Raw genomic sequence first — 20,866 nt, 5'->3', positions numbered from 1 at the left:
AGCAACCTCCTCATAAAAATACTAAATTAGAGTGAAAGTAGTTTCCTTCGTTTACCGTGATTTTTTTTGCCCGTTCGTCTACATCAGAAAGTTGAACTAGTGATATATAATCATCTACTAAACGCTCGCTAGCATTTTCCGATTCCATTAACACCGCTATCCCAGCAACAGTGGCAGAAAATTCCTCTAGAAGATTCATCATTCCTTGAATCGTTCCTCCTGCTTTCATAAAATCATCTACTATTAAAACACGTGATCCTTCTCTCATACTTCTCTTTGATAGAACCATGGTTTGAATGCGTCTAGATGAGCCCGAAACATAGTTGATACTGACCGTTGAGCCTTCTGTAACTTTACTGTCTCGCCGTACCACTATTACTGGGACATTTAAGTGATTGGCGATAGCATGCGCAATCGGAATTCCCTTAGTAGCCACCGTCATAATGACATCTATTTCTTTTTCAGCAAAAGCAGAAGCCAGTAGTTTACCTACTTTCGTCATCATTGATGGATTTCCTAACAAATCTGTCATAAACAAATACCCACCCGGAAGAAGCCGTTCCGCATTTGCTAAATGATTACAGAGCTCTTCAATAATTATTTTAGCATCATCCGCTTTTACTCTCGAAACAAAACGAACTCCTCCAGCCGCACCAGGTACGGTCTGTAATGTACCTATCCCACGTTGCTCAAAGGTTTGTTTAATAATACCCAAATCCTCACTAATAGATGATTTTGCTGATTGATACCGCTCAGCAAAAAAAGTCAGTGAAACAATTTTATTTGGGTTCTCAACAATAAAATGCGACATATCGATTAGACGCTCACTTCGTTTAAACTTCATGACTATGAAACCTCCTCACACAATCCGAATAATTAATGTAAATATTACATTAATGTACGCATCTATACAAGAGGAGTTACATCTCCGAGCATCCGAACTGCATATACTTGATCACAAAAACCTCGAAGACCATTGTAAATTCTCGGAACTCTTGATTCATGCTCAACTAGTCCAAAAACTGTAGGACCACTACCGCTCATCAGAACTGCATCCGCACCGAAACGTTGCATTTGGTCTTTAATTTGGGCAACTTCGGGATACAGGTTCAAGGTTACACTTTCTAACACATTCCCTAGATGCTCACACATTCCATCATAACTACTTTCTGATAGTGCTTTAAGCATTTCAGAAGTATTTGGATGTTTTACATTATTGAGTTTAAGATTTCGGTAAACATCTGCAGTTGAAACTCCTAGAGAAGGTTTGGCAAGAATCACCCAACAGTTAGGCGGTGCTGATATATGCGTAATTTTTTCTCCTCTGCCGGTGGCTAAAGCAGTTCCGCCATAAACACAAAATGAAACATCCGATCCTATTTCAGAACCTAATTCAGCTAATTCTTGCATTGATAACCCTAATCGCCAAAGCTCATTTAATCCCTTCAGAGTAGCGGCTGCATCACTACTTCCTCCTGCTAAACCAGCGGCAACAGGAATTGTTTTGTCAATAGTGATTGCTACCCCCTTATTAATCCTATATCGACCCTTCAATAGTTGAGCCGCTTGATACGCTAAATTTCTCTTATCGTCTGGAACAAAGCGGTTCTGGGAAAGTATAGAAATATGATTTGCTGGTAATTCCTCTAGCTCAATTCGATCTGCTAAGTCAATCGTCGTCATCACCATTTCAACCTCATGAAACCCATCCGGTCGTTTATGTAAAACATCTAGTGATAAATTTATCTTTGCTGGTGCTTTCACCATAAGTTTCAAATAGTCCACCTACTTTTAGTTAAAATCTTTTCCGTCTATTTTATCACATTATATCTATATTCTTTACTATGTAAGGATCTTTTCGTATACATTATTACTTTTTACTTTAATTATCCATGGAATCCTCCATTTTCAAATGGATTAGATTCTGGAATTACGAAAAAACGCCCCGAAACAGCCTTCACTAACGGACTATACATCGTTAATAAAGTAGGGCTCCGGACATCTAATCATATTTCTATATGAGGCGAAAAATCTAAATAAATCCTCATTCAGCATACCTCAAACGCAGCATATTAATCGTTTTTAGGCAAATAAAAAAGCAGTAAACTTGTTGTCTACTGCTTAGCTTAATGCAACGGTTCTAGTTGTATCATCATAAAAAGTTAGTTCAACTGTTTCTGTTAGTACATCGGCATAGCTGTAAGAAACTCTTTCGAAAGCATTTTCTTCTTGATCTAGTTCAACTACAAAAACAGCTGGATACGTTTCTGCTAAGACACCAGAACGTTCAATCGTTTTTCTACGTCCGCCATTAGCTTTTAGCATCAGACGTTTTCCAAGGTTTGAATCAAGTGCTTTTTTTATATCACCAAGAGTTTTTGGCATTTCGCTCCACCTCACTATTTTTACTATACCATAATACGGAATATTAGTCAAGTAAATTTATTATTTTATCAATAAAAATTCATTCTTGTCAATGTTTTTCGTTCAACAAATTCATTTATTTTTCTACAACTAGTATCTTGCCCCCATAATGGATTATTATGTATAAAAGCCGAAATGATTTCTCATACCCGGCTTTTAATCGTCATCAATCATCGGACGAAAGGGCATTCCTGTTCGAAGGACTCCTTTGGTATCAATCCCCCCCAACCCCTTTTCTCCCGTTAATGTATTACGTAAAACATCCCATACATTAACCGAATCAATAAACGGCGTAAACGCAATTTTCGAGACAATATATACCGGATCTAGCGCATGAATATTGACACGAGAAGGCGAACTAGCGAAATTGGCTCCGGCATGAATTAATGATTCGAAATGTGATTGACAGGCTCCGGCAAAAATCACAAGCTGATCAAGATGCGGAACCTTCTTTCGTGCTTCTACCACCGTATCGACAAAATACTTCGAATGTCGATACGCATTTATATCTGATTTTTTTCCTTTTGCTTTGGAATAGGCATCATGACCTGTTATCACCATAATATCGGGTCGATATTGCTCGATTAAAGCAGTGATTCTATTGGGCATTTCTTTTTCATTGCAATGAACCCCATTCACAGGTACCCCGATTTTCTCATAAAGATCCGTGCATTTTTTCAAATAAGACGGATCACCATCTAAATGCAGTACTCTCCCTGGGACTTGAAAATATTGATATTCTTCAACTTCGGCAAAGGTCGATTGATACTCTTGTTTTTCTTGTATTAGGTGAATATCTTGTCGAAACAATTGAAGGGATTGCTCTTCCAAAGTTCGAAACTGCTGAGAAATCTTCCTCTGTACAGTAGAATCCACTTCGAGTAAATCCGAGAATGGAGCATCCGCAATTAAACGATAATCTTCTCCATATAAAATCGCATAAGAATCACCATTTCTACGTTGAATATCAATGACCCTAAACAAAATATCACAATTATAAGAACGCCTACCAACAATGGACTGAAGCTGTATATGCACCTTCCTCATCTCCAATGAACACTCAATCTATATATCCCTAATAACCTATGCACCTACAAAACAATAGGTGAAAAAACGGCGGAGGCGGATCGATTATCAGCGACAGTCAAATAACGCTGACAAAAACCAGAAATCCAGTAAAAATATCAACCTTGTCCGATAAAAGGAGCCCTATTGCCTCTCAGTTGCCTATTTTACCGCCCAAACGCCACCAACCTCCCATTTACCCTAAATAGTAATACACCTTCTTATACGGCTTATACTCCGGCTTTTGATCGGGGGACGTTTATCCCTTCTTACTCTTACAACTAAATTAGAAATATAAAAAGGCTGTTTTCACGAAGTATGTTGCTTTTTAAATCAGTTCATCATCTATGATATAGCTGTAGAAAAGCGGAAGTGGCTGCCCAGGGACGGCAGGCATCTGGCAGAACACGTAGTGAATCCCGATTCACGCAGTGGGCTGACAAATGCCCGAGTCCCTAGCCACTGCAGCTGGATCCGTCTATTTTTAAGGAATTCAACAGTAAAATGGAAGATTTAATCAAAAATAAGATGAAATAGCCACAATGTATACGAAAGAAGCCTATAAAAAAGGCCCGCTTGGATCAAAAGTAATCCAAGCAGGTCTTTTTCTCATGCAGTTATCGTGTTGTTTTCAACTTTTTTCAAGACAAAAAAGAGTAGATTAATCATTTTTCATATGTTTTGGCCACAAAACATATGAAGAATGCTCTTATTTATTGTTGAAATATAGGATATAATGCATCACTGAGTTTAGCAAATTCTTGAATCGAGAGCGTTTCCCCTCTTCTAACTGGATCGATTTCTGCTTCTTTTAGTGCAGAAAGAATCTCTTCTTTTTTCAGTTTACCGTTCGGCAATTGGCTCGTTAAATTATTTAAAATCGTTTTTCTTCTTTGAGCAAAACAAGATCTTGTAACTGAAAAGAAAAAGTCTTCATTAATGACCTTTGCTGCCGGTTGATTTCTCTTTGTTAATCGTATCACTGCCGAATCCACATTTGGTTGCGGCATAAATACCGTTTTGGGCACAATCATGACCGTCTCTGCTTCTGTGTAATACTGAATCGCGATGGACAGTGAACCGTATTCTTTTGTTCCGGGAATAGCAGAAATACGATCAGCTACCTCTTTTTGAAGCATAACTACAATTCCATCGATTGGCATACCTTCAGTGAGGAGCTTTATAATAATTGGCGTAGTAACATAGTAAGGAAGGTTTGCTACAACCATCAATTTTTCGACATCTTGAAATTCCTCTTCAATAATGGATTTTACATCTGCCTTTAAAATATCTTTATTAACCACCTTTACATTGTCATAAGGTGATAATGTATCTTTTAGAATAGGCAGTAGACGTTGATCAATTTCAAAAGCTACTACCTTCTTCGATTCTCTTGCTAAATGCTCTGTAAGTGCCCCAATTCCAGGTCCAATTTCAATCGTACCCGTTTTCTCATCTAAGTGGGCATAGTGTGTGATATTTCTTAAAATATTTGGATCGATTAAAAAATTTTGACCTAAACTTTTTTTAAATGAAAAGCCATACTTATGGAGTATTTCCTTTGTTCTAATTGGTGTCGCAATATCTTTATGCATGTTTTTCCTCCTCCACTATTTCCTGTAAGGCATTAGCGAATTCTTCTTCTGTTATTTGAAAAATCTTTAATCGTTTATATAATTGTTTACCATTAGTGTAGCCAATCTTTAATTTACTACCTAATTGAACTCGACGCTGTTTTGCTAATGGGCCTGCAATTAAACCGGCACTAATCAAATCTTCTTGACTAATTAGTTCAATCGCTTCCTCCTGCATCGTATAGGCATCCTTCAATGCTGATCGAATTGCTAATGGAGAGGCGTGTTCTACACCTATACCTTTTCCTTTTTTCGGCATTGCGTCTTGCTTTTTAATAAATGCATGCTTACACCCTGAAACGGCTTGCTCAATCGTCCGTCTAATTTTCTCTCCCGGATAATCTGGATCGGTAAAGATAATTACTCCTCTTTTTCCTTGAGCATGCTTAATTTTCGTAAGTGTTTCTTTATTAATAGCCGACCCATTGGTTTCAATTGTATCTGCATCTACAGCACGTTTTATCGCAACCGAATCGTCTCGCCCTTCGACAACGATGATTTCTTTTATTTTCATATTTCCTCCAATATTGCGTAACCTTAATTCTTCGTCCAATCTTACGAATAAGTTAGTATGTATATTCTACCTTATCTCCATTCACGGGAAAAGCAAAAACAGGAGGCAGCACCCCCTGTTTTCGTTTAACATTATTAATGGCTCTTTCATATACAATATTGCTATTTCATCTAATTTTTTATTTAAACCATCATATTGTTGTTTATATTCATCAAAAGTAGACGAAAATATGCCCCGAAGAAAAGCTATCTAACCATTTATAGACTGGTTCGAAAAGCAACACTCTTTGAAAAAAACAGCTTTATTAATTCAAAATTTTTATTTTAACTTGTCTTCTTCCCCATTGATACGCTTCTGTTTTCGTACCAACAAAAACATCAATTTTATACCCTTTAATGGCTCCACCAGTATCTGCTGCAATTGCGTATCCATATCCTTCAACATAAACCTTTGTTCCAAGAGGAATTATGCTAGGGTCAACTGCAATTACCTTAATTCCAGGATTAGCATTTAGATTAATTCCAGTTGCCGTTATTCCTGAACAGCCATTACACGAAGCTGTATATGCTGTGGAACTGACATAAAATTCTTTTCCACTTGCTGATGCTTGAGTCGACGAGTTAGAAGTTGACGTATTGGTACCACGAGATACTTGCGCTGTGATTACCTTTGTACCAACTGCAACAATTTTATTTTGGCTATCTTGCACTGTGTCTTCTTTTACAAGTTTACGAGAAATTTCTTTTCCGTTCTCTTTGACGATTTCATACGTTTTTTCAACCGTTCCTTTTGATCCGTTTTGAATTACTTTTTCCGTTCCTTTTGTGAGAGATGAATCTTTTTGAGTAACAACGGTAAAATCGACTGGTTCTTCCACTACATCGGTGACTTTTTCAACTCGGATAACATGGATAGTATCATTTGCTTTTACCACTTCGTTTAAACTAGGTTCAACTCGATCTAGCTCTCCTAATGTGATTCCTTGTTGCGTTAAAAAGTCAGCGACCGTAGTCGAAGTTGTAAACACTTCTTTTTCTTTCTTTCCGTCCATCACTCTAAGTGCGAAAGCCGGTTCTATTAATATCTCAATATCTTTAGTAATAGATTCCGCTAACGGTGGCGTCACTTTATCTGACTCACCAAGTTGAATATCTTGGTCTTTTAATAATTGTTCCACTGTACTAGCAGTTGTCCATACTTCTTTTCGTTCATTACCCATTACAATTTCAACCTGTTTTGCCGGTTTCCATATAATTTTCATATTGTTGGATACCTTTTTATCAAGGGCAGGGTACACATAGTCTTTTGAGTTATACGAAACATCTAATTCGTCAAGAAGATCCTTAATTGTATCAGCTTGAGTGACGACTTCTTGTTCCTCACCATTTAATGAAATGGCTACTGTATGTTTTGAACTTTGATAGATTAAGAATCCATAAATAGATGCAAACATCACAAAACTCGAAATGGCAATCAGCCAACTTCTTTTACTCTTGGACTTTGAGAACAGGTTTTTCATGCTTTCTACATTCATGAAAATTGCCTCCTTTTCTGGAGTGAATTATATAGGACATGTGATTCACATGTCAACTGCTTTCCTTTTCCAAAGGATTAATTCCTAGTATCATTCTCTATTTGAGTTGCAGAAATACAAGAGCAGTTAACACGGTCATCCTATGTTGGCAATAAGTTATGTAGAACTTACTAGAATTAAAAGATAGTAAGGACATCTCTTGGTGAAAGACAATCGTATTAATTAATTTGAAATATTTTTTTTGCATTTTCCATGGTCGCATGTTCTACTTCCTCAACAGAAATCCCCTTCAATTGAGCAATTTCTTCTGCTACAAGCTTTACAAAAGCTGGCTCATTTCGTTTTCCTCGGTACGGATGTGGTGCGAGATATGGACAATCCGTTTCAATTAAAAGGGACTCTAGCGGGATTTCTTTAGCAACTTCCTTTGGCTTTTTGGCATTTTTAAATGTAACTGGACCACCAAGGGAGATGAAGAAATTCATATCGATACATGCTTTAGCAATCTCTACGCTACCACTATAGCAATGCATAATACCTCCTACTTCACAGGCTTCTTCTTCTTTTAGAATATCGACAATGTCTTGAGTCGCTTCTCGATTGTGAATCACGATTGGAAGTTTCACTTCTTTCGCTAAGCGAATTTGTTTTCGAAACACTTCTTTTTGAATCGCTGCTGGTGACTTATCCCAATGGTAATCTAAACCCATTTCACCTAAAGCCACAACTTTTGGATGAGAAGATAATTGTTTTATCCAATCTAAGTCCTCATCTTTCATATCAACCGCGTCAACAGGGTGCCATCCGATACTTGCATAAAGATGTGCATATGTATTGACTAGCTCGATTGCCCTTTCAATAGTCGGTCGATCAAAACCTACCACGACCATTTTTTCTACCCCGGCTTCTTTTGCTCTTTGAACCACTTCCTCCAGATCGTCATTAAATTGGTCTACATTTAAATGGACATGAGTATCAAATAACATATGTTTTTTCTCCTTTTGAATGTAATCAGTGTAAGCTATTTATTTATATCTTACATCACAAGCATGTAACAGTTTGTTTACAATTCAGAACCTCTTAGTTTTTAGGATACACCAGGTAATTGTAAGAAATTTTATTTACATAAAAACTTCTACAGGATGCGATAAAACCCGATAGCAATCCTTGTCTAAATAGAATATAAAAAAAGAGTTTCACGTCGAAAAATGTTTCACGTGAAACTCTCTAAAACGAGCTTTATTTTACTTGTGAACCATTTGGTAAATTTGCATCAATTGTCGCTAAAGATAATTCTCCATCTTTGCTTCCAGCTAAAATCATCCCCTCAGATAATTCACCACGAAGTTTTACAGGTTTTAAATTGGTGACACAGATCACTTTTCTGCCTATTATTTCTTCAGGTTTATAATATTTCGAAATCCCCGAAACAACTTGACGCTTTTCGTATCCTAAATCAAGCTGGATTTTCAAAAGTTTATCTGTTTTTTTAACTGGCTCAGCATGTAAGATTTCAGCTACTCGAAGATCTACCTTCATAAAATCATCGAATGTAATTTCATCAACTTCAGGTTTTTCTTCTATTACTGTTTCTTGTGTTCCGACCTGCATCTGATCTTTTATATACTCCACTTCTACTTCAACTTCTAAGCGAGGGAAGATCGGCTCCCCTTTTTTTACAACCTTTGTACCCTCAGGGATATTCCCGAAATTTGTTAGAGAATCCCATTTCAATAACTCTTCTTCTTTAATGTTTAATTGCTGGAAGATATGACTTGGTGTCTTGGTCAAAAATGGGGTTAACAAAACTGCCACTCTACGCAATGATTCAGCTAAGTGAACCATTACATTCCCCAGTTCCCCTTTTCGCTCTTCTTCTTTCGCTAAAACCCATGGTTGGGTTTCATCTATATATTTATTCGTACGGCTTATGAGCTGCCAAATGGAGGATAGTGCAACTGAGAATTCCATTTTATCCATTGCTTCCTCGTACTGTAATACGGTCTGTTTATTCGTTTCTAATAGTGATTGATCATACTCACTATCTGACCCATTATAAACTGGAATCTCTCCATTAAAATATTTATTAATCATAGCAATCGTACGGTTTAATAAATTCCCAAGATCATTAGCTAAATCGAAATTCACTCTCTCCACAAACCCTTCAGGTGTAAACACACCATCGGCACCAAAGGGTACTTCTCGCAGTAAATAATAACGCAAGCTATCTAGTCCAAACCGATCAATTAATGTGACTGGATCTACTACATTTCCTTTTGATTTTGACATTTTCCCATCTTTCATTAATAGCCAACCGTGAGCAAATACTTTCTTAGGCAATGGTAGATCTAGTGCCATTAACATAATCGGCCAATAAATTGTATGAAAGCGGACAATTTCCTTTCCGACTAAATGGACATCTGCCGGCCAATAGTTAACATATTTCCGATCTTCCTCTGTACCGTATCCGAGCGCAGAAATGTAATTTGACAAAGCATCAATCCAAACATAGATTACGTGTTTGGCATCGCCTGGCACTTTAACGCCCCAATCAAACGTTGTTCGTGAAACAGCTAAATCTTCTAATCCAGGCTTAATGAAATTATTAACCATTTCATTTTTACGAGATTCGGGTTGGATAAATTCTGGATTATCCTCATAAAAGGCGAGTAGACGATCCGCATACTTACTCATCTTAAAGAAATAAGATTCTTCTTTTACTTTTTCCACTTTGCGACCACAATCGGGACATTTTCCCTCAACGAGTTGGCGCTCAGTGAAGAACGATTCACAAGGCGTGCAATACCAACCTTCATACTGATCTAAATAAATGTCTCCCTGATCTAGTAACTGTTTGAAAATTTTCTCAACGATATCTTTATGACGAGGTTGGGTTGTACGAATGAAGTCATCATATGATATATCGAGTTTCTTCCATAATTCTTGAATGCCTTCAACAATATCATCAACATATTCTTGAGAAGAAATTCCTTTTTCTTCAGCTTTTCGTTGTATTTTTTGTCCATGCTCATCAGTACCCGTTAAGTACATCACATCAAAGCCACGCATACGTTTATAACGAGCCATTGCATCCCCTGCTACAGTTGTGTAAGCATGTCCAATATGTAAATTTCCACTTGGATAATAAATTGGCGTTGTAATATAGAAGGTTTTTAATTTTTCTTCCATTCTAGTTCCTCCTTGAATTTTTAAGCAAAAAACTAAATTCTTACTTATATATATATCCCCATCTTAACCGCTTATCTTCACAAAATATACCTAATATTCATGTTTTCTGCAACCGAGACACTAGACCAGTGAATTTCTTAAAACTCCAACGCGTTTTTTGTCGAATCGCGCGTTAATTCGACAAAAAATGAATTTTTTCCCATACCAATGTTGAAAATGAGATAACATTCAAAATATTTTTATTTTCTTTCATATACCCTCAAAACCTATATTTATCAGTAATATATGGGAAAATAGTCTCAAAAAAAAATGCATATAATATTATTGACGAATTTGGGAATGACTGGTATGATAGATTTACAGGCATGAAATATGTCGAATGATGACGAATCATATATTACTTTCAGATATAAAAAAATTAGCTTTCGAGAGGAGAAATATTTATTATGAAATCTACAGGTATTGTTCGTAAAGTTGACGAATTAGGACGCGTGGTGATTCCAATTGAATTGCGTCGTACATTAGGAATTGCAGAGAAGGATGCTCTAGAAATTTATGTGGATGACGAAAAAATCATCTTGAAGAAATATAAACCAAACATGACTTGCCAAATTACTGGAGAAGTTTCTGATGATAACATCAAACTTGCTGAAGGAAAAGTAATTCTAAGCCGTGAAGGTGCAGAACAACTTATTCAAGAAATCCAAAATTCTTTTAACTTAAATAAATAATAAAGGCTTTTTCGTAAACGTTGTGCTCTTTCGTTTACTTTTAAATGGAATCCTTTATTTTTCTGATGATATCCATTATAAATAGGCGAAAAGATACCCCGCAACAAAACATTGTTTTTTGCGAATGCAGTCTTAATAAAAAATCCTCGTCCTTGACGAGGATTTTTTATTAAGCTTTGTAGGAGTTCACTACTTTATCTTAACTTTGATTCAAGAAGATATGAATTGGACCCCGAAGTCTATCGTTAACACGATTTACTTACCTAGTGCAAGTTCAGCAATAATAATTGCAAACTATCTTTCACAAAGGATATAAGATTGATGTTTCTCTGAATTTACATCAGGATTTACCTCGATATCCTTTCACTCTATATCAACCAAATCACTCTACATGATACGCTTGATATACTTCTCGTTTTGGCAGTTTTCGGTCAATTGCCACTTGTTTTATGGCTTCTTTTGATTTTAATTCCTTACTTTGTATGTAATGCTCAATATGATCTATTAAAGAGAGTGACTCCCACCATTGTATTTCCTGATCTTCTTTTATTTCACCTTCTTCTACAATAATACAAAATTCTCCACGAATCTCTGTTTCTTCCGCCCAATTGATTACCTCTTCTAAACTTCCTCGAATGAACTCTTCAAATTTCTTTGTTAATTCACGACATAAGACTATCTGACGATTCCCCAAAATATCATTCATATGTTGAAGTGTATCTTTCAAACGATGGGGGGATTCATAAAAGATTAACGTGGCACCTATTTTTTTCAGATTTTCAAGTTGCTCTTTCTTCTCTTTCTTTCCTCTAGCAAGAAAGCCAAAAAAGTAAAATGGCTGAGGATTTATTCCAGACGCGATAAGAGCTGTTACAGCTGCATTTGCACCTGGTAGTGGAATCACAGCGTGACCTTCTGCTAATGCTTCTTGGACGATTTCGTACCCTGGATCTGATAAACAAGGCATACCTGCATCACTGACAAGAGCTACTATATCCCCATTTCTAAGTTTTTCCAGAATTTTTTCACCACTTATGTTTTTATTATGTTCATGATAACTCATGGTAGGCGTCTGAATCTCAAAGTAGTTACATAATTTCTTCGTATTCCTCGTATCTTCTGCAGCAATCCAATTAGCTTTTTTCATCGTATTTATTGCTCTAAATGTCATATCTTCTAAATTTCCAATTGGGGTCGGAACTAAATACAGCTCTCCTTCTTGGTCCTTATGAAAGCTTTTTTGAATGTTCATCTGCTTCACCTGCACTTTCTTCATATCGGTCTTTTTGTGATCTATAGTGTGTTGCTTAAAATAGGTACCTGCTTCTTAACATTTCGTCCTTGTATACTTTCCCCATTGAATTGAAGTCTCATCTATCTACTTCGTTTGTTTAATCTCCTTAGTTACATCAAACTTTACATTTTGGTACATAGGAATATTGGTTAAATTCCATATAAAATCTCCTGTACTTCCTTTGTATATTCTCCGTCATCAAAAATATAAAGAGGAGGTAGTACCTTTAAGTCCGGTTGGCCATTCTTTATTCCTTCTATTAATAGTATATTTGCATCTTTTCCTTTCTTTGGGTAAACAAATCGCATTCTTTTTGGTTCTAATCGATATTGCCTCATAAGCGTCACAATATCTAACAAGCGGCTAGGTCTGTGCACAAAAGATGCTTTTCCTCCTTGCTTTAAAAGCGCTGCTGTCGAAGAAATTGCATCTTCTAACGTACATAATAGCTCATGACGAGCAATCGCTAAATGTTCGTTAGGATTGATTTGTTCATGATTAGGTGTTTGGAAATACGGCGGATTACACGTAACTACTTCATATTTCCCTCTTCCTAACTGATCTGGCATATCTTTAATATCACCATGAATCAATGTAATGCGTTCATCTAATTTATTATACTTTATACTTCTAGATGCCATATCATGCAGTCTTTCTTGTATTTCAACCCCCGTAATCCTTCCTTTTGTTCGTTTACTTAATAGTAAGGGAACAATACCGTTTCCACTGCATAAATCAACAATATCCCCTTTTTGAATCGGAACATAAGTAAAATTAGCAAGTAATACGGCATCTATTGAAAAAGAAAATACAGTGGGACTTTGGATTATTCGTAGATTTTCAGCCAATAAATAATCTAATCTTTCATCATCTCTAAGCATTGTTTCAACTTCTCCTTTTAACAATATTCCTTTGTTAGAGGTTCTTTTTATATGGCTCTTTTCTATACATTGTGGCTATTTCCTACGTAAGAAAACTATTTTAAGAATTATTTCTTTTAAAGCCTTTAAAAAAATAGCCTCCCTTTAAAAGGAAGGCAATCATTACTTTTTATTCAAAAATGATAAGCAAAACAAGCAATCTTCATCTTTTCGAGGACTTCCAAAGTGTACATTACAAATATGAAAGCCTTCCTGATATAAGCGGGCTAAATTATCATACCCTTCTCCAATATCAGCATGTTTATCCTCTTCTTTAGTATGAAGAGATTGATTAGCCTGTGCGCCACTTTTTTTAGAGTTCTCGGTGCTTTTCAGTCTACGGCGCAAATGCTTATTTTCAAGTTGAAGCGAATTATTTTCTTCAATCATTGTTGCAAGATTCTGCTTTAAGTCTCCAAGTTGCTTATATAATTGTCCTATTTGCTGTTCCATATCGATGACTGAATCAAAGAACTCTTTTTTATCCACTACTTCCACCTCATTACTCTGTGGCTTGAATTACGGCACCATTTTTTATTTCATCTAAAGTAAATTCTAAAACTCTTTCATGTTCCTTTATATCTACCTTAACAACACGTTCAAGAATATTTAGTCCAACCACTCTACCTTTACCTTCATGTGTTTGGATTACTTCACCAATGTCAGGTAATTCAGCTTTTGCTGTTTCATATTCGTCATTTTCATATTTTAAACAACACATTAAACGACCACATAAACCAGAAATTTTTGTCGGATTTAATGACAAATTTTGATCTTTAGCCATCTTAATAGAAACGGGTTCAAAATCACCTAAAAACGTTGAACAGCAGAGCATACGTCCACAAGGACCAATCCCGCCGAGCATCTTTGCTTCATCCCTAACGCCAATTTGCCGTAGTTCAATCCTCGTTCTGAAGATGGAAGCAAGATCTTTTACAAGTTCACGAAAGTCGACTCTACCATCGGCTGTAAAATAAAAAATGACTTTATTGCGGTCAAACGTATATTCAACATCTACTAGTTTCATATCTAGCTGATGTGTCTCTATTTTTTCACAACAAATAGTATACGCTTCACTTGCTGCTTCTTTGTTCTCTTGAACCGTTAATCGATCCTTTTCATCAGCAATTCGAAGCACCTTTTTCAAAGGTAATACGACATCATTTTCCCCTACTTGTTTAGGGTCAAGAACAACTTTACCGTATTCAATTCCTCGAACCGTTTCGACAATCACATAATCATCTTTTGTGATTGAAAAAGCATCTGGATCAAAATAATATATTTTCCCCGCTTTCTTAAAACGGATTCCTACTACATTATACAAAGGTAAATCCCCCCTGTAGCTTTAGCACAAGCTCTTCCATTAATAGCTGCGTATTCATATTGGCATTTAATTTCCGCTTAGCGTCTAAAACAATTGTCATTTGTTCTGATATGCGCTTTGTCGAAATTTGGAGAGCTTGTGATTGCCAAGCTTCTTTTTGATCTGGAAACGCTAATTCTTCATAATTAATACCGAGATACAAGAGGTCTTTATATATTAATAACAAAAGATCTAAAGCTCGATCTACTTGTGACTTTTCTTTAAAATGTTGGAAAAAATCCTCCTGAAGTTGAACCATTCCTTGGAAGGCACTTTTCCGGAGGACGTCATATAATTTTAACACTATCTTTCGTGCTTGTGCAAACCACTCATCATTCGAAAGTTGCAAAGCCTCGTCAAAGTTATTGGTTAAATTAGACACAAGCATGGCCATTTCGTTTGAAACGCCGTTTTCTAGTAATTTTTCTTTCACCACTTTATTAGGTAGCGGTTTAAAGGATAAAGCTTGGCATCTTGATAGAATCGTTGGCAAGATTCGATGGATTTGTTCGGTAATTAAGACTGCTGTCGTTTCTGACTGAGGCTCCTCTAGAAACTTTAATAAACTGTTGGCAGCATTGACTGTCATTTTATCCGCATGAATGATTGCATAGAATTTTTTTCGAGACTCAACGCCCGTTTTACTAAATTCTTCTTGAAGTGAACGGATTTGATCTTTCTTTATCGACAAACCATCTGGTTCAATTATATGCACGTCGGGATGATTCCTATTTTCGATTCTTTTGCAATTGAGACATTGTAGACAAGGAACTCCATTCTGTGCTGTTTCACAAAACAAACTTTTAGCAAATAGGATGCTCATCTCTACCTTCCCTGTTCCTCTCTCTCCCTCAAAAATATAAGCATGAGCCACACGGTTTCTCATAATGCTATTTGAAATCAATTGGAGGACAAGGGGCTGAATCCGCTTCAGCTCTTCCCATGTTTTCGTCACTTACATCCACTCACTTACGTATATAGATTAATCAATAGTCCTTTGATTTCACCAATCCGGCCTAGTACATCCATCGATTCTTTCTCTTTATTTATAACATCCTCTGATAGTTGGACGAGCTCTTGATCAATCATTTCAATTGTCTTAAGCTTACGTCCTTCCCCAAATTGGTTCCAGGTATAAGAATGTTTTAAATTCATTCCAAAATCCACAGTTTCCTTTACAAATTGTTTGACTAAGCTTTTGTATTTGGAAAGGTCTTTTAAATTTCTTGAGCGTGAAAGCCTTTCTCCCGCTTGTCCAACATCTAAAAGGAGCTTAGAAAGCTGTTCTAGATGGAGCTTCTGATCTTGCTTTTGCACAAGTCTTCCAAATGTTTTGCCACTCGTGTTTGTTTCCTTTTGGTCAATCTTCACTTTATCTAAACCAATTCGTATGTCTTGGTTGATCTTCATTCATACTGCCTCCAAAGTTAAAACTGAAAAAACTGCTCTACTGGTAAAACAAATACCGTAGCACCGCCTACTTCTACTTCAACTGGGTAAGGTACATAAGAGTCGGCATTCCCACCCATCGGACTAACAGGAGCAACCATTTGGTCCCTTGATTGACAGCTCTCTTTTATTACTTGAAGCGCTTTATCAACCCGAATATCCTCTGTTCCAATCACAAATGTTGTATTTCCAGATTTCAAAAAACCACCTGTGCTCGCTAATTTTGTCGAGCTGAAATTACATTTTGTTAGGGCTTGAGATAGTTTATTACTATCTTGGTCTTGTACAACCGCTAATATAAGTTTCATGGAAAGTGGTAACCTCCTACTTTTATATCTTCCCTCTATTATATCAGTAATCGAGAGAACATACATCGGAATTATCACTCGTTTCCCTATTTGGAAAAATAAAGAAAAAAATTAAGTTAAATATGGCTTTAAGATCGCTAAACTATCTGCTAAAACTTTCGAACGAGTTTGACTAGCATCAATTCTTTTGATTCGATTGGGCTCATTTTTTAATAGCCTTAAGTAGCCACTACGTACCTCTTCATGAAAAGTCAGATTTTCTAAATCTAATCGATTCACTTCTCTCCCTTTACTAGCCTGTATTCGTTTTAGACCTTCCTCAGGTTCTATATCATAATAAAGTGTAACATCTGGAAAAGTGTCTTCAATGGCAAATTTATTGATACTGTATACAGCCTCTATGCCTAGATTCCTGCCCATTCCCTGATATGCTAACGAGCTATCTACAAATCGATCACATAAGACAACATAATCTTTTTCCAGCGCCGGGATTACTTTTTCAACCAAGTGCTGTCTTCTAGCTGCAGCATATAATAAAGCTTCCGTCCTACCATCCATTTCCGTGTGCTGCGGATTTAAGATAATCTCGCGGATTTTCTCCGAAATCGGAATTCCACCTGGCTCCCTTGTCTTGATAACCTGGTGTCCCTCATTTAGTAGGGATTCTTCTATTTTTTCTAATATTGTCGATTTCCCCGCCCCTTCAGGACCTTCAATAGTTACAAATAATCCATTCTTCTTCATTACTTACCTCCAACAACATAACATTCCTTATCTATTTATCGTTACTAATCATATACATATATCATCTCTTGTTCAAGAACATGATTACCTTGAAACCGAGCACCCATTAATTTCAACATTTGCAATTGTTCAACTTTTCCTTCAGATATACGCTCTCCTTCCATTAACAAGGGAACTCCTGGCGGATAAGGGATGACCATCTCACTAGAAACCATTCCTACAGCTTGTTTAACCTTTACTAATTTCTGTTTCTTCTCTTTTGATTCACTATATGGTATCACTAGTGATTGTATTTTTTCTTCTTCAGTAATCGAGAATGAAAAATCTACTTCCTTCTTCTTCTCCAATGAGCATAAGGCTGAAATCATTCTTTTACTAGCATCATTTAAATAGGACTCCGATCCTTTTTTGAATAGAGGAAGAATTAACAATACTTGGTGGTGATCTGCTAACTCAGGAAAAATATTTATTTTTTCTAGTGCATATGAAAGGTCAAACCCCGACACACCCTTCACTCGTAAAAGTAATTTGATGGGATCATCGCACTCAAGAACTGTGGCATCTTCTACAGTTCTTACTTCATGGATAAACTGATTCCGTTCTTTCAGCATATACCTCCAATCTTCTGAATCATAGTTGGCAATAAAAAATCTTGCCATATCAAGGGACGCCATAATGGGATAGGAAGGTGAGCTCGATTGTAAAATTGAAAGGTACTTCCTCAATTCTCTTTCTGAAATTCGGTTACTATTTATATGTAAATAGGAACCCATTGTCATAGCCGGTAATATTTTATGGGCAGACTGCACCACAATATCCGCTCCCGCTTGAAGTGCAGATGAGAACGAAACTTGCTCAAGCTGTAAATGCGGTCCATGGGCCTCATCCACTAAAACTGGCACATCATTTAAATGAGCTTCTACTATAAGCTCTTCAAGGGGATAACAAGTTCCATAGTAAGTTGGATATGTAAAGATGCATGCTTTGGCTTCTGGGTGATAAGCAAGTGCTTTTTTTAAAGTAGCTCGGGATACACCTCCTGGTGACATCGTTTTTTCATCCCACTCAGGCTGAAGAAAAACAGGCAACGCTTTGGCTAGTTTTAATCCATTGATAATTGATTTATGACAATTACGTTGGACTAATACCGTATCCCCAGCACCACAACTAGCTAATATCATTGCTAAATTCCCTACCGTGCTTCCTCCTACTAAAAAACAACTGGTTTTTGCACCGTAAAACTTTCTCAGAAGGTCTTCCCCATCTTTAATGGCTTCTTGTGGAGCATGCAAATCGTCTAGTCCACTTATTTCTGTGACATCAAACGGAAGAAACTGCTTAAAATGAGATCCTTCCCAACCAACTCGCCCATTTTTATGACCTGGAACATGAAAAGAGAAGCTTCTTTTCTCGATATGTTTTTGAATTGCTGAATATAATGGTGTATTTTTTTGATTCACTATGCTTCTCCCTTTCTATAACTCTTCCCATTATTGTACACCCGATGATAGATTGAAAGAAGGCGAAAAAAAACCAAGCAATCTTGTTTGCTCGGCATTACGAAGGAATATGTGGAGTCGTTACTTTCTTAAGTTGATGAACATAAAAACTATAATCGGGATCTTTTGTTTCAGAATGAATCATGGCTCTTTCACAATCAAAACAGATAAATGAAGTGTACAAGTGAATCCCCTTTGTCTTTTCGTCCGAGCAAATAATACAAGTTTCCCCATATAGATGATTTTTTTGGTTCCTCATCTCTCCACCTCCATACAAATAGTCTTTCCTAATTTTCTATTTGTATACAAATTTCTAAAAATTAACCGTTTTTAACTAGTATAGTATATGGGATTTTTTTCACTCTGTGTATGTCTTACTTAAAATTTACAAAATTTTAGTTTGGTACTTCCTACAATCAACGCTAAGTCGCTTTTTTATTATAGGCTCATTTCGTATACATTGTGGCTATTTCACCTGATTTTTGACTAAATCCTTCTTTTCAATGTTGATTTCCATCAAAATAGACAGATCCAGCTACAGTGGCTTGAGACTCGGAACAATACTATTTCATAGATGATTAACGGATGTGAAAAGCAACAAACTTTGCAGAAATTGGCCTACCATAAAATTTATTTCCGTATTAAAACATATTTAGAAAAATGAGTATCCCCTTTACTCAAAATAATGTTTAAATAGAACGAATGGTTGTCAAGGATGATGACTAACATTATTCTTGACAGGGTGATTAAAATGGCTAAATACCTACTAATGAGTTTGTTTTCTTTTCAAAAACTGTTTTCAACCGAGGAGGCCTGTCATGACCATCTATTTTCATTAAAGTGGTCACACGGTTATAGTTGCGAGAGATGTGGTCACGATGCCTATTTTGCAACCAAAACACGTACACACAAGCTTTATGAATGCAAACAATGCCGTTACCAAGCAACTGTCACTGTCGGAACGGTAATGGAAAAAACAAGAGCAGACTTAACAAAATGGTTTCTAGCCATCTATTTAATCGTTCATGATAAACGTAGTGTATCTGCAACAAAACTGTCTGAAGAACTTGAAGTAACGTATAAAACCGCTTGGCTTATGCTTCATAAAATTAGGAGAGCCATGAGAAAACGTGATGCAAAATACACACTAGCTGGTATTGTAGAGCTAGACGATGCTTTCTTTGGTTCGCCATCTGAAGGTGGAAAACGCGGTCGTGGAACGGACAAAACCAAGGTACTAGCAGGGTTATCCTTAAACAAAAAGGGGCATCCGCTTTTTCTAAAAATGGAGTCATCCCAAATGTTAAAGAGGAAACCTTGATTGATTTTGCCAAGAAAAGAATCGAACCAGGATCAACCATTAGTAGTGATGCCTATTTCTCATATAGAGCCCTTGCTGGTGCTGGTTTTAAACACGAATATCAAGTTTACAATGCCAAAAAAAGTCCAGACCATTTAATCTGATTACACACCGTTCTTTCCAATGCAAAAGCATTTATTGGTGGAACGTTCCACGGACTTGACCCTAAGCATCTTCAGTCTTATTTAGACGAATTTGCTTATCGATTTAATCGAAGGAAATTCAAAGGTGAATGGTTTAGTCGTTTAGTAAAGTTATGTGTTTCAACAAGGACAATTACTTATTCTGAGCTAGTGGAATAATCATTTTTAGAAATAGTAAATAGGTGATTACGCGTTTTCTTCCTTCTTCTTGGCTTGAACATAGATGTGCTGACTGCTGCGTTGCCACAGGACTTGTCGATTTTAGTAAGAGAGATTTCCCTTTCTCCCTCTTTTTCACATCCGTGGCGACCTTCCTACTCTCACAGGGGCACTCCCAACTTCCATCGGCACGGGTTCGAACAGCAGGGGCGAATCTCCGCGTCAGTTTCGGACGTACTGATTCTCACGTGCGTTGTTGTACGCTCCGGAATTCTCTCGCTCACTCTTTTGACCTCCTTACTTCTCCCTGCTCTCACTCCCGTTCATGAATAGAATCTGATTTCATTTAGTTCAAATTCAAATTCAAGTTCAAAACAAAAAAACAGCCCTCGGGCTGTTTTTTAATAATGCATGGCGACGTCCTACTCTCACAGGGGGAAACCCCCAACTACCATCGGCGCAGAAGAGCTTAACTTCCGTGTTCGGTATGGGAACGGGTGTGACCTCTTCGCTAATGCCACCATACGTATTTACTT

General features: G+C 36.8%; 20 protein-coding genes, 1 rRNA gene and 1 pseudogene. 2 read left to right on the top strand and 20 right to left on the bottom strand.

The features are described from left to right. Positions 1-10 precede the first annotated feature (10 nt). The 9 genes from purR to metG all read right to left on the bottom strand — a co-directional run bounded on the left by purR (position 11) and on the right by metG (position 10,360). The gene (gene purR, locus U8D43_RS15480) at positions 11-844 is read right to left on the bottom strand and encodes a pur operon repressor (protein WP_335872092.1); all 834 of its coding nucleotides are present in this window, start codon (positions 842-844) and stop codon (positions 11-13) included. A 62-nt stretch (positions 845-906) separates the two neighbouring features. Next, complete coding sequence (gene ispE / locus U8D43_RS15475; protein WP_335872091.1) at positions 907-1,776, bottom strand: 4-(cytidine 5'-diphospho)-2-C-methyl-D-erythritol kinase; 870 nt, start codon at positions 1,774-1,776, stop codon at positions 907-909. A 345-nt stretch (positions 1,777-2,121) separates the two neighbouring features. Continuing rightward, positions 2,122-2,385: a biofilm formation stimulator Veg gene (gene veg, locus U8D43_RS15470; RefSeq protein ID WP_335872090.1), complete on the bottom strand. Its 264-nt coding sequence runs from the start codon at positions 2,383-2,385 to the stop codon at positions 2,122-2,124. A gap of 195 nt (positions 2,386-2,580) precedes the next feature. Continuing rightward, on the bottom strand, positions 2,581-3,471 hold the full coding sequence (gene yabG / locus U8D43_RS15465; RefSeq protein ID WP_335872089.1) for a sporulation peptidase YabG: 891 nt from the start codon (positions 3,469-3,471) through the stop codon (positions 2,581-2,583). Positions 3,472-4,202: 731 nt separating this feature from the next. Next, on the bottom strand, positions 4,203-5,084 hold the full coding sequence (gene rsmA / locus U8D43_RS15460) for a 16S rRNA (adenine(1518)-N(6)/adenine(1519)-N(6))-dimethyltransferase RsmA (protein WP_335872088.1): 882 nt from the start codon (positions 5,082-5,084) through the stop codon (positions 4,203-4,205). Further along, complete coding sequence (rnmV, locus tag U8D43_RS15455) at positions 5,077-5,637, bottom strand: ribonuclease M5 (protein WP_335872087.1); 561 nt, start codon at positions 5,635-5,637, stop codon at positions 5,077-5,079. Before rnmV ends, rsmA begins: the two co-directional genes overlap by 8 nt. A 304-nt stretch (positions 5,638-5,941) precedes the next feature. Continuing rightward, on the bottom strand, positions 5,942-7,171 hold the full coding sequence (locus U8D43_RS15450) for a ubiquitin-like domain-containing protein (RefSeq protein ID WP_335872086.1): 1,230 nt from the start codon (positions 7,169-7,171) through the stop codon (positions 5,942-5,944). Between the two features lie 218 nt (positions 7,172-7,389). Further along, on the bottom strand, positions 7,390-8,157 hold the full coding sequence (locus tag U8D43_RS15445) for a TatD family hydrolase (RefSeq protein ID WP_335872085.1): 768 nt from the start codon (positions 8,155-8,157) through the stop codon (positions 7,390-7,392). A 253-nt stretch (positions 8,158-8,410) separates the two neighbouring features. Beyond that, a complete protein-coding gene (gene metG / locus U8D43_RS15440; RefSeq protein WP_335872084.1) occupies positions 8,411-10,360 on the bottom strand; it encodes a methionine--tRNA ligase in 1,950 nt (649 codons plus the stop codon). Between the two features lie 446 nt (positions 10,361-10,806). On the opposite strand from metG, the gene abrB reads away from it, so the two are divergent. Continuing rightward, positions 10,807-11,091, top strand: coding sequence for a transition state genes transcriptional regulator AbrB (gene abrB / locus U8D43_RS15435; RefSeq protein ID WP_335872083.1), 285 nt, complete (start codon positions 10,807-10,809; stop codon positions 11,089-11,091). 382 nt (positions 11,092-11,473) lie between these two features. On the opposite strand, the gene rsmI is transcribed toward abrB, so the two are convergent. From rsmI to U8D43_RS15385, 10 genes are all read right to left on the bottom strand, one after another. Continuing rightward, entirely contained in the window at positions 11,474-12,343 is an 870-nt protein-coding gene (rsmI, locus tag U8D43_RS15430; RefSeq protein WP_335872082.1) for a 16S rRNA (cytidine(1402)-2'-O)-methyltransferase, read from the bottom strand. Between the two features lie 191 nt (positions 12,344-12,534). Next, positions 12,535-13,266, bottom strand: a complete 732-nt coding sequence (locus U8D43_RS15425; RefSeq protein WP_335872081.1) for a tRNA1(Val) (adenine(37)-N6)-methyltransferase — start codon at positions 13,264-13,266, stop codon at positions 12,535-12,537. A gap of 162 nt (positions 13,267-13,428) precedes the next feature. Next, the gene (yabA, locus tag U8D43_RS15420) at positions 13,429-13,794 is read right to left on the bottom strand and encodes a DNA replication initiation control protein YabA (protein WP_335872080.1); all 366 of its coding nucleotides are present in this window, start codon (positions 13,792-13,794) and stop codon (positions 13,429-13,431) included. A gap of 13 nt (positions 13,795-13,807) precedes the next feature. Beyond that, on the bottom strand, positions 13,808-14,629 hold the full coding sequence (locus U8D43_RS15415) for a PSP1 domain-containing protein (RefSeq protein WP_335872079.1): 822 nt from the start codon (positions 14,627-14,629) through the stop codon (positions 13,808-13,810). After that, complete coding sequence (gene holB / locus U8D43_RS15410) at positions 14,622-15,623, bottom strand: DNA polymerase III subunit delta' (RefSeq protein ID WP_335872078.1); 1,002 nt, start codon at positions 15,621-15,623, stop codon at positions 14,622-14,624. The genes U8D43_RS15415 and holB overlap by 8 nt, the downstream gene beginning before the upstream one ends. 14 nt (positions 15,624-15,637) lie before the next feature. After that, positions 15,638-16,078 (bottom strand): YaaR family protein, encoded by a 441-nt coding sequence (locus U8D43_RS15405; RefSeq protein WP_335872077.1) that lies wholly within the window; start codon positions 16,076-16,078, stop codon positions 15,638-15,640. Positions 16,079-16,095: 17 nt separating this feature from the next. Then, positions 16,096-16,425: a cyclic di-AMP receptor DarA gene (gene darA / locus U8D43_RS15400; RefSeq protein WP_335872076.1), complete on the bottom strand. Its 330-nt coding sequence runs from the start codon at positions 16,423-16,425 to the stop codon at positions 16,096-16,098. 111 nt (positions 16,426-16,536) lie between these two features. Beyond that, positions 16,537-17,169, bottom strand: a complete 633-nt coding sequence (gene tmk, locus U8D43_RS15395; RefSeq protein ID WP_335872075.1) for a dTMP kinase — start codon at positions 17,167-17,169, stop codon at positions 16,537-16,539. A 44-nt stretch (positions 17,170-17,213) separates the two neighbouring features. Further along, entirely contained in the window at positions 17,214-18,629 is a 1,416-nt protein-coding gene (locus U8D43_RS15390) for an aminotransferase class I/II-fold pyridoxal phosphate-dependent enzyme (RefSeq protein ID WP_335872074.1), read from the bottom strand. A 97-nt stretch (positions 18,630-18,726) separates the two neighbouring features. Next, entirely contained in the window at positions 18,727-18,927 is a 201-nt protein-coding gene (locus U8D43_RS15385) for a sigma factor G inhibitor Gin (RefSeq protein WP_335872073.1), read from the bottom strand. Positions 18,928-19,419: 492 nt separating this feature from the next. On the opposite strand from U8D43_RS15385, the pseudogene U8D43_RS15380 reads away from it, so the two are divergent. After that, positions 19,420-20,330, top strand: a pseudogene (locus U8D43_RS15380) (IS1595 family transposase). A gap of 409 nt (positions 20,331-20,739) precedes the next feature. Here the strand turns inward: U8D43_RS15380 and rrf are convergent. Further along, positions 20,740-20,855: ribosomal RNA gene (gene rrf / locus U8D43_RS15375) — 5S ribosomal RNA — on the bottom strand. Positions 20,856-20,866 lie beyond the last annotated feature (11 nt).

Origin of the sequence: Bacillus sp. 2205SS5-2 (genome assembly GCF_037024155.1) — a bacterium.
GTDB lineage: Bacteria > Bacillota > Bacilli > Bacillales > Bacillaceae_K > Bacillus_CI.
Note: the sequence above shows the minus strand (reverse complement) of the source record. Positions and strands in the feature narration are given on the sequence as shown.

Coding starts and splice junctions, on each gene's coding strand:
- U8D43_RS15405 (WP_335872077.1), bottom strand. CDS start 16,078: ATGAAGATCAACCAAGACATACGAATTGGTTTAGATAAAGTGAAGATT.
- U8D43_RS15425 (WP_335872081.1), bottom strand. CDS start 13,266: ATGCTTAGAGATGATGAAAGATTAGATTATTTATTGGCTGAAAATCTA.
- yabG (WP_335872089.1), bottom strand. CDS start 3,471: ATGAGGAAGGTGCATATACAGCTTCAGTCCATTGTTGGTAGGCGTTCT.
- U8D43_RS15385 (WP_335872073.1), bottom strand. CDS start 18,927: ATGAGGAACCAAAAAAATCATCTATATGGGGAAACTTGTATTATTTGC.
- U8D43_RS15445 (WP_335872085.1), bottom strand. CDS start 8,157: ATGTTATTTGATACTCATGTCCATTTAAATGTAGACCAATTTAATGAC.
- purR (WP_335872092.1), bottom strand. CDS start 844: ATGAAGTTTAAACGAAGTGAGCGTCTAATCGATATGTCGCATTTTATT.
- abrB (WP_335872083.1), top strand. CDS start 10,807: ATGAAATCTACAGGTATTGTTCGTAAAGTTGACGAATTAGGACGCGTG.
- U8D43_RS15450 (WP_335872086.1), bottom strand. CDS start 7,171: ATGAATGTAGAAAGCATGAAAAACCTGTTCTCAAAGTCCAAGAGTAAA.
- tmk (WP_335872075.1), bottom strand. CDS start 17,169: ATGAAGAAGAATGGATTATTTGTAACTATTGAAGGTCCTGAAGGGGCG.
- rsmA (WP_335872088.1), bottom strand. CDS start 5,084: ATGCATAAAGATATTGCGACACCAATTAGAACAAAGGAAATACTCCAT.
- metG (WP_335872084.1), bottom strand. CDS start 10,360: ATGGAAGAAAAATTAAAAACCTTCTATATTACAACGCCAATTTATTAT.
- darA (WP_335872076.1), bottom strand. CDS start 16,425: ATGAAACTTATATTAGCGGTTGTACAAGACCAAGATAGTAATAAACTA.
- rsmI (WP_335872082.1), bottom strand. CDS start 12,343: ATGAACATTCAAAAAAGCTTTCATAAGGACCAAGAAGGAGAGCTGTAT.
- rnmV (WP_335872087.1), bottom strand. CDS start 5,637: ATGAAAATAAAAGAAATCATCGTTGTCGAAGGGCGAGACGATTCGGTT.
- veg (WP_335872090.1), bottom strand. CDS start 2,385: ATGCCAAAAACTCTTGGTGATATAAAAAAAGCACTTGATTCAAACCTT.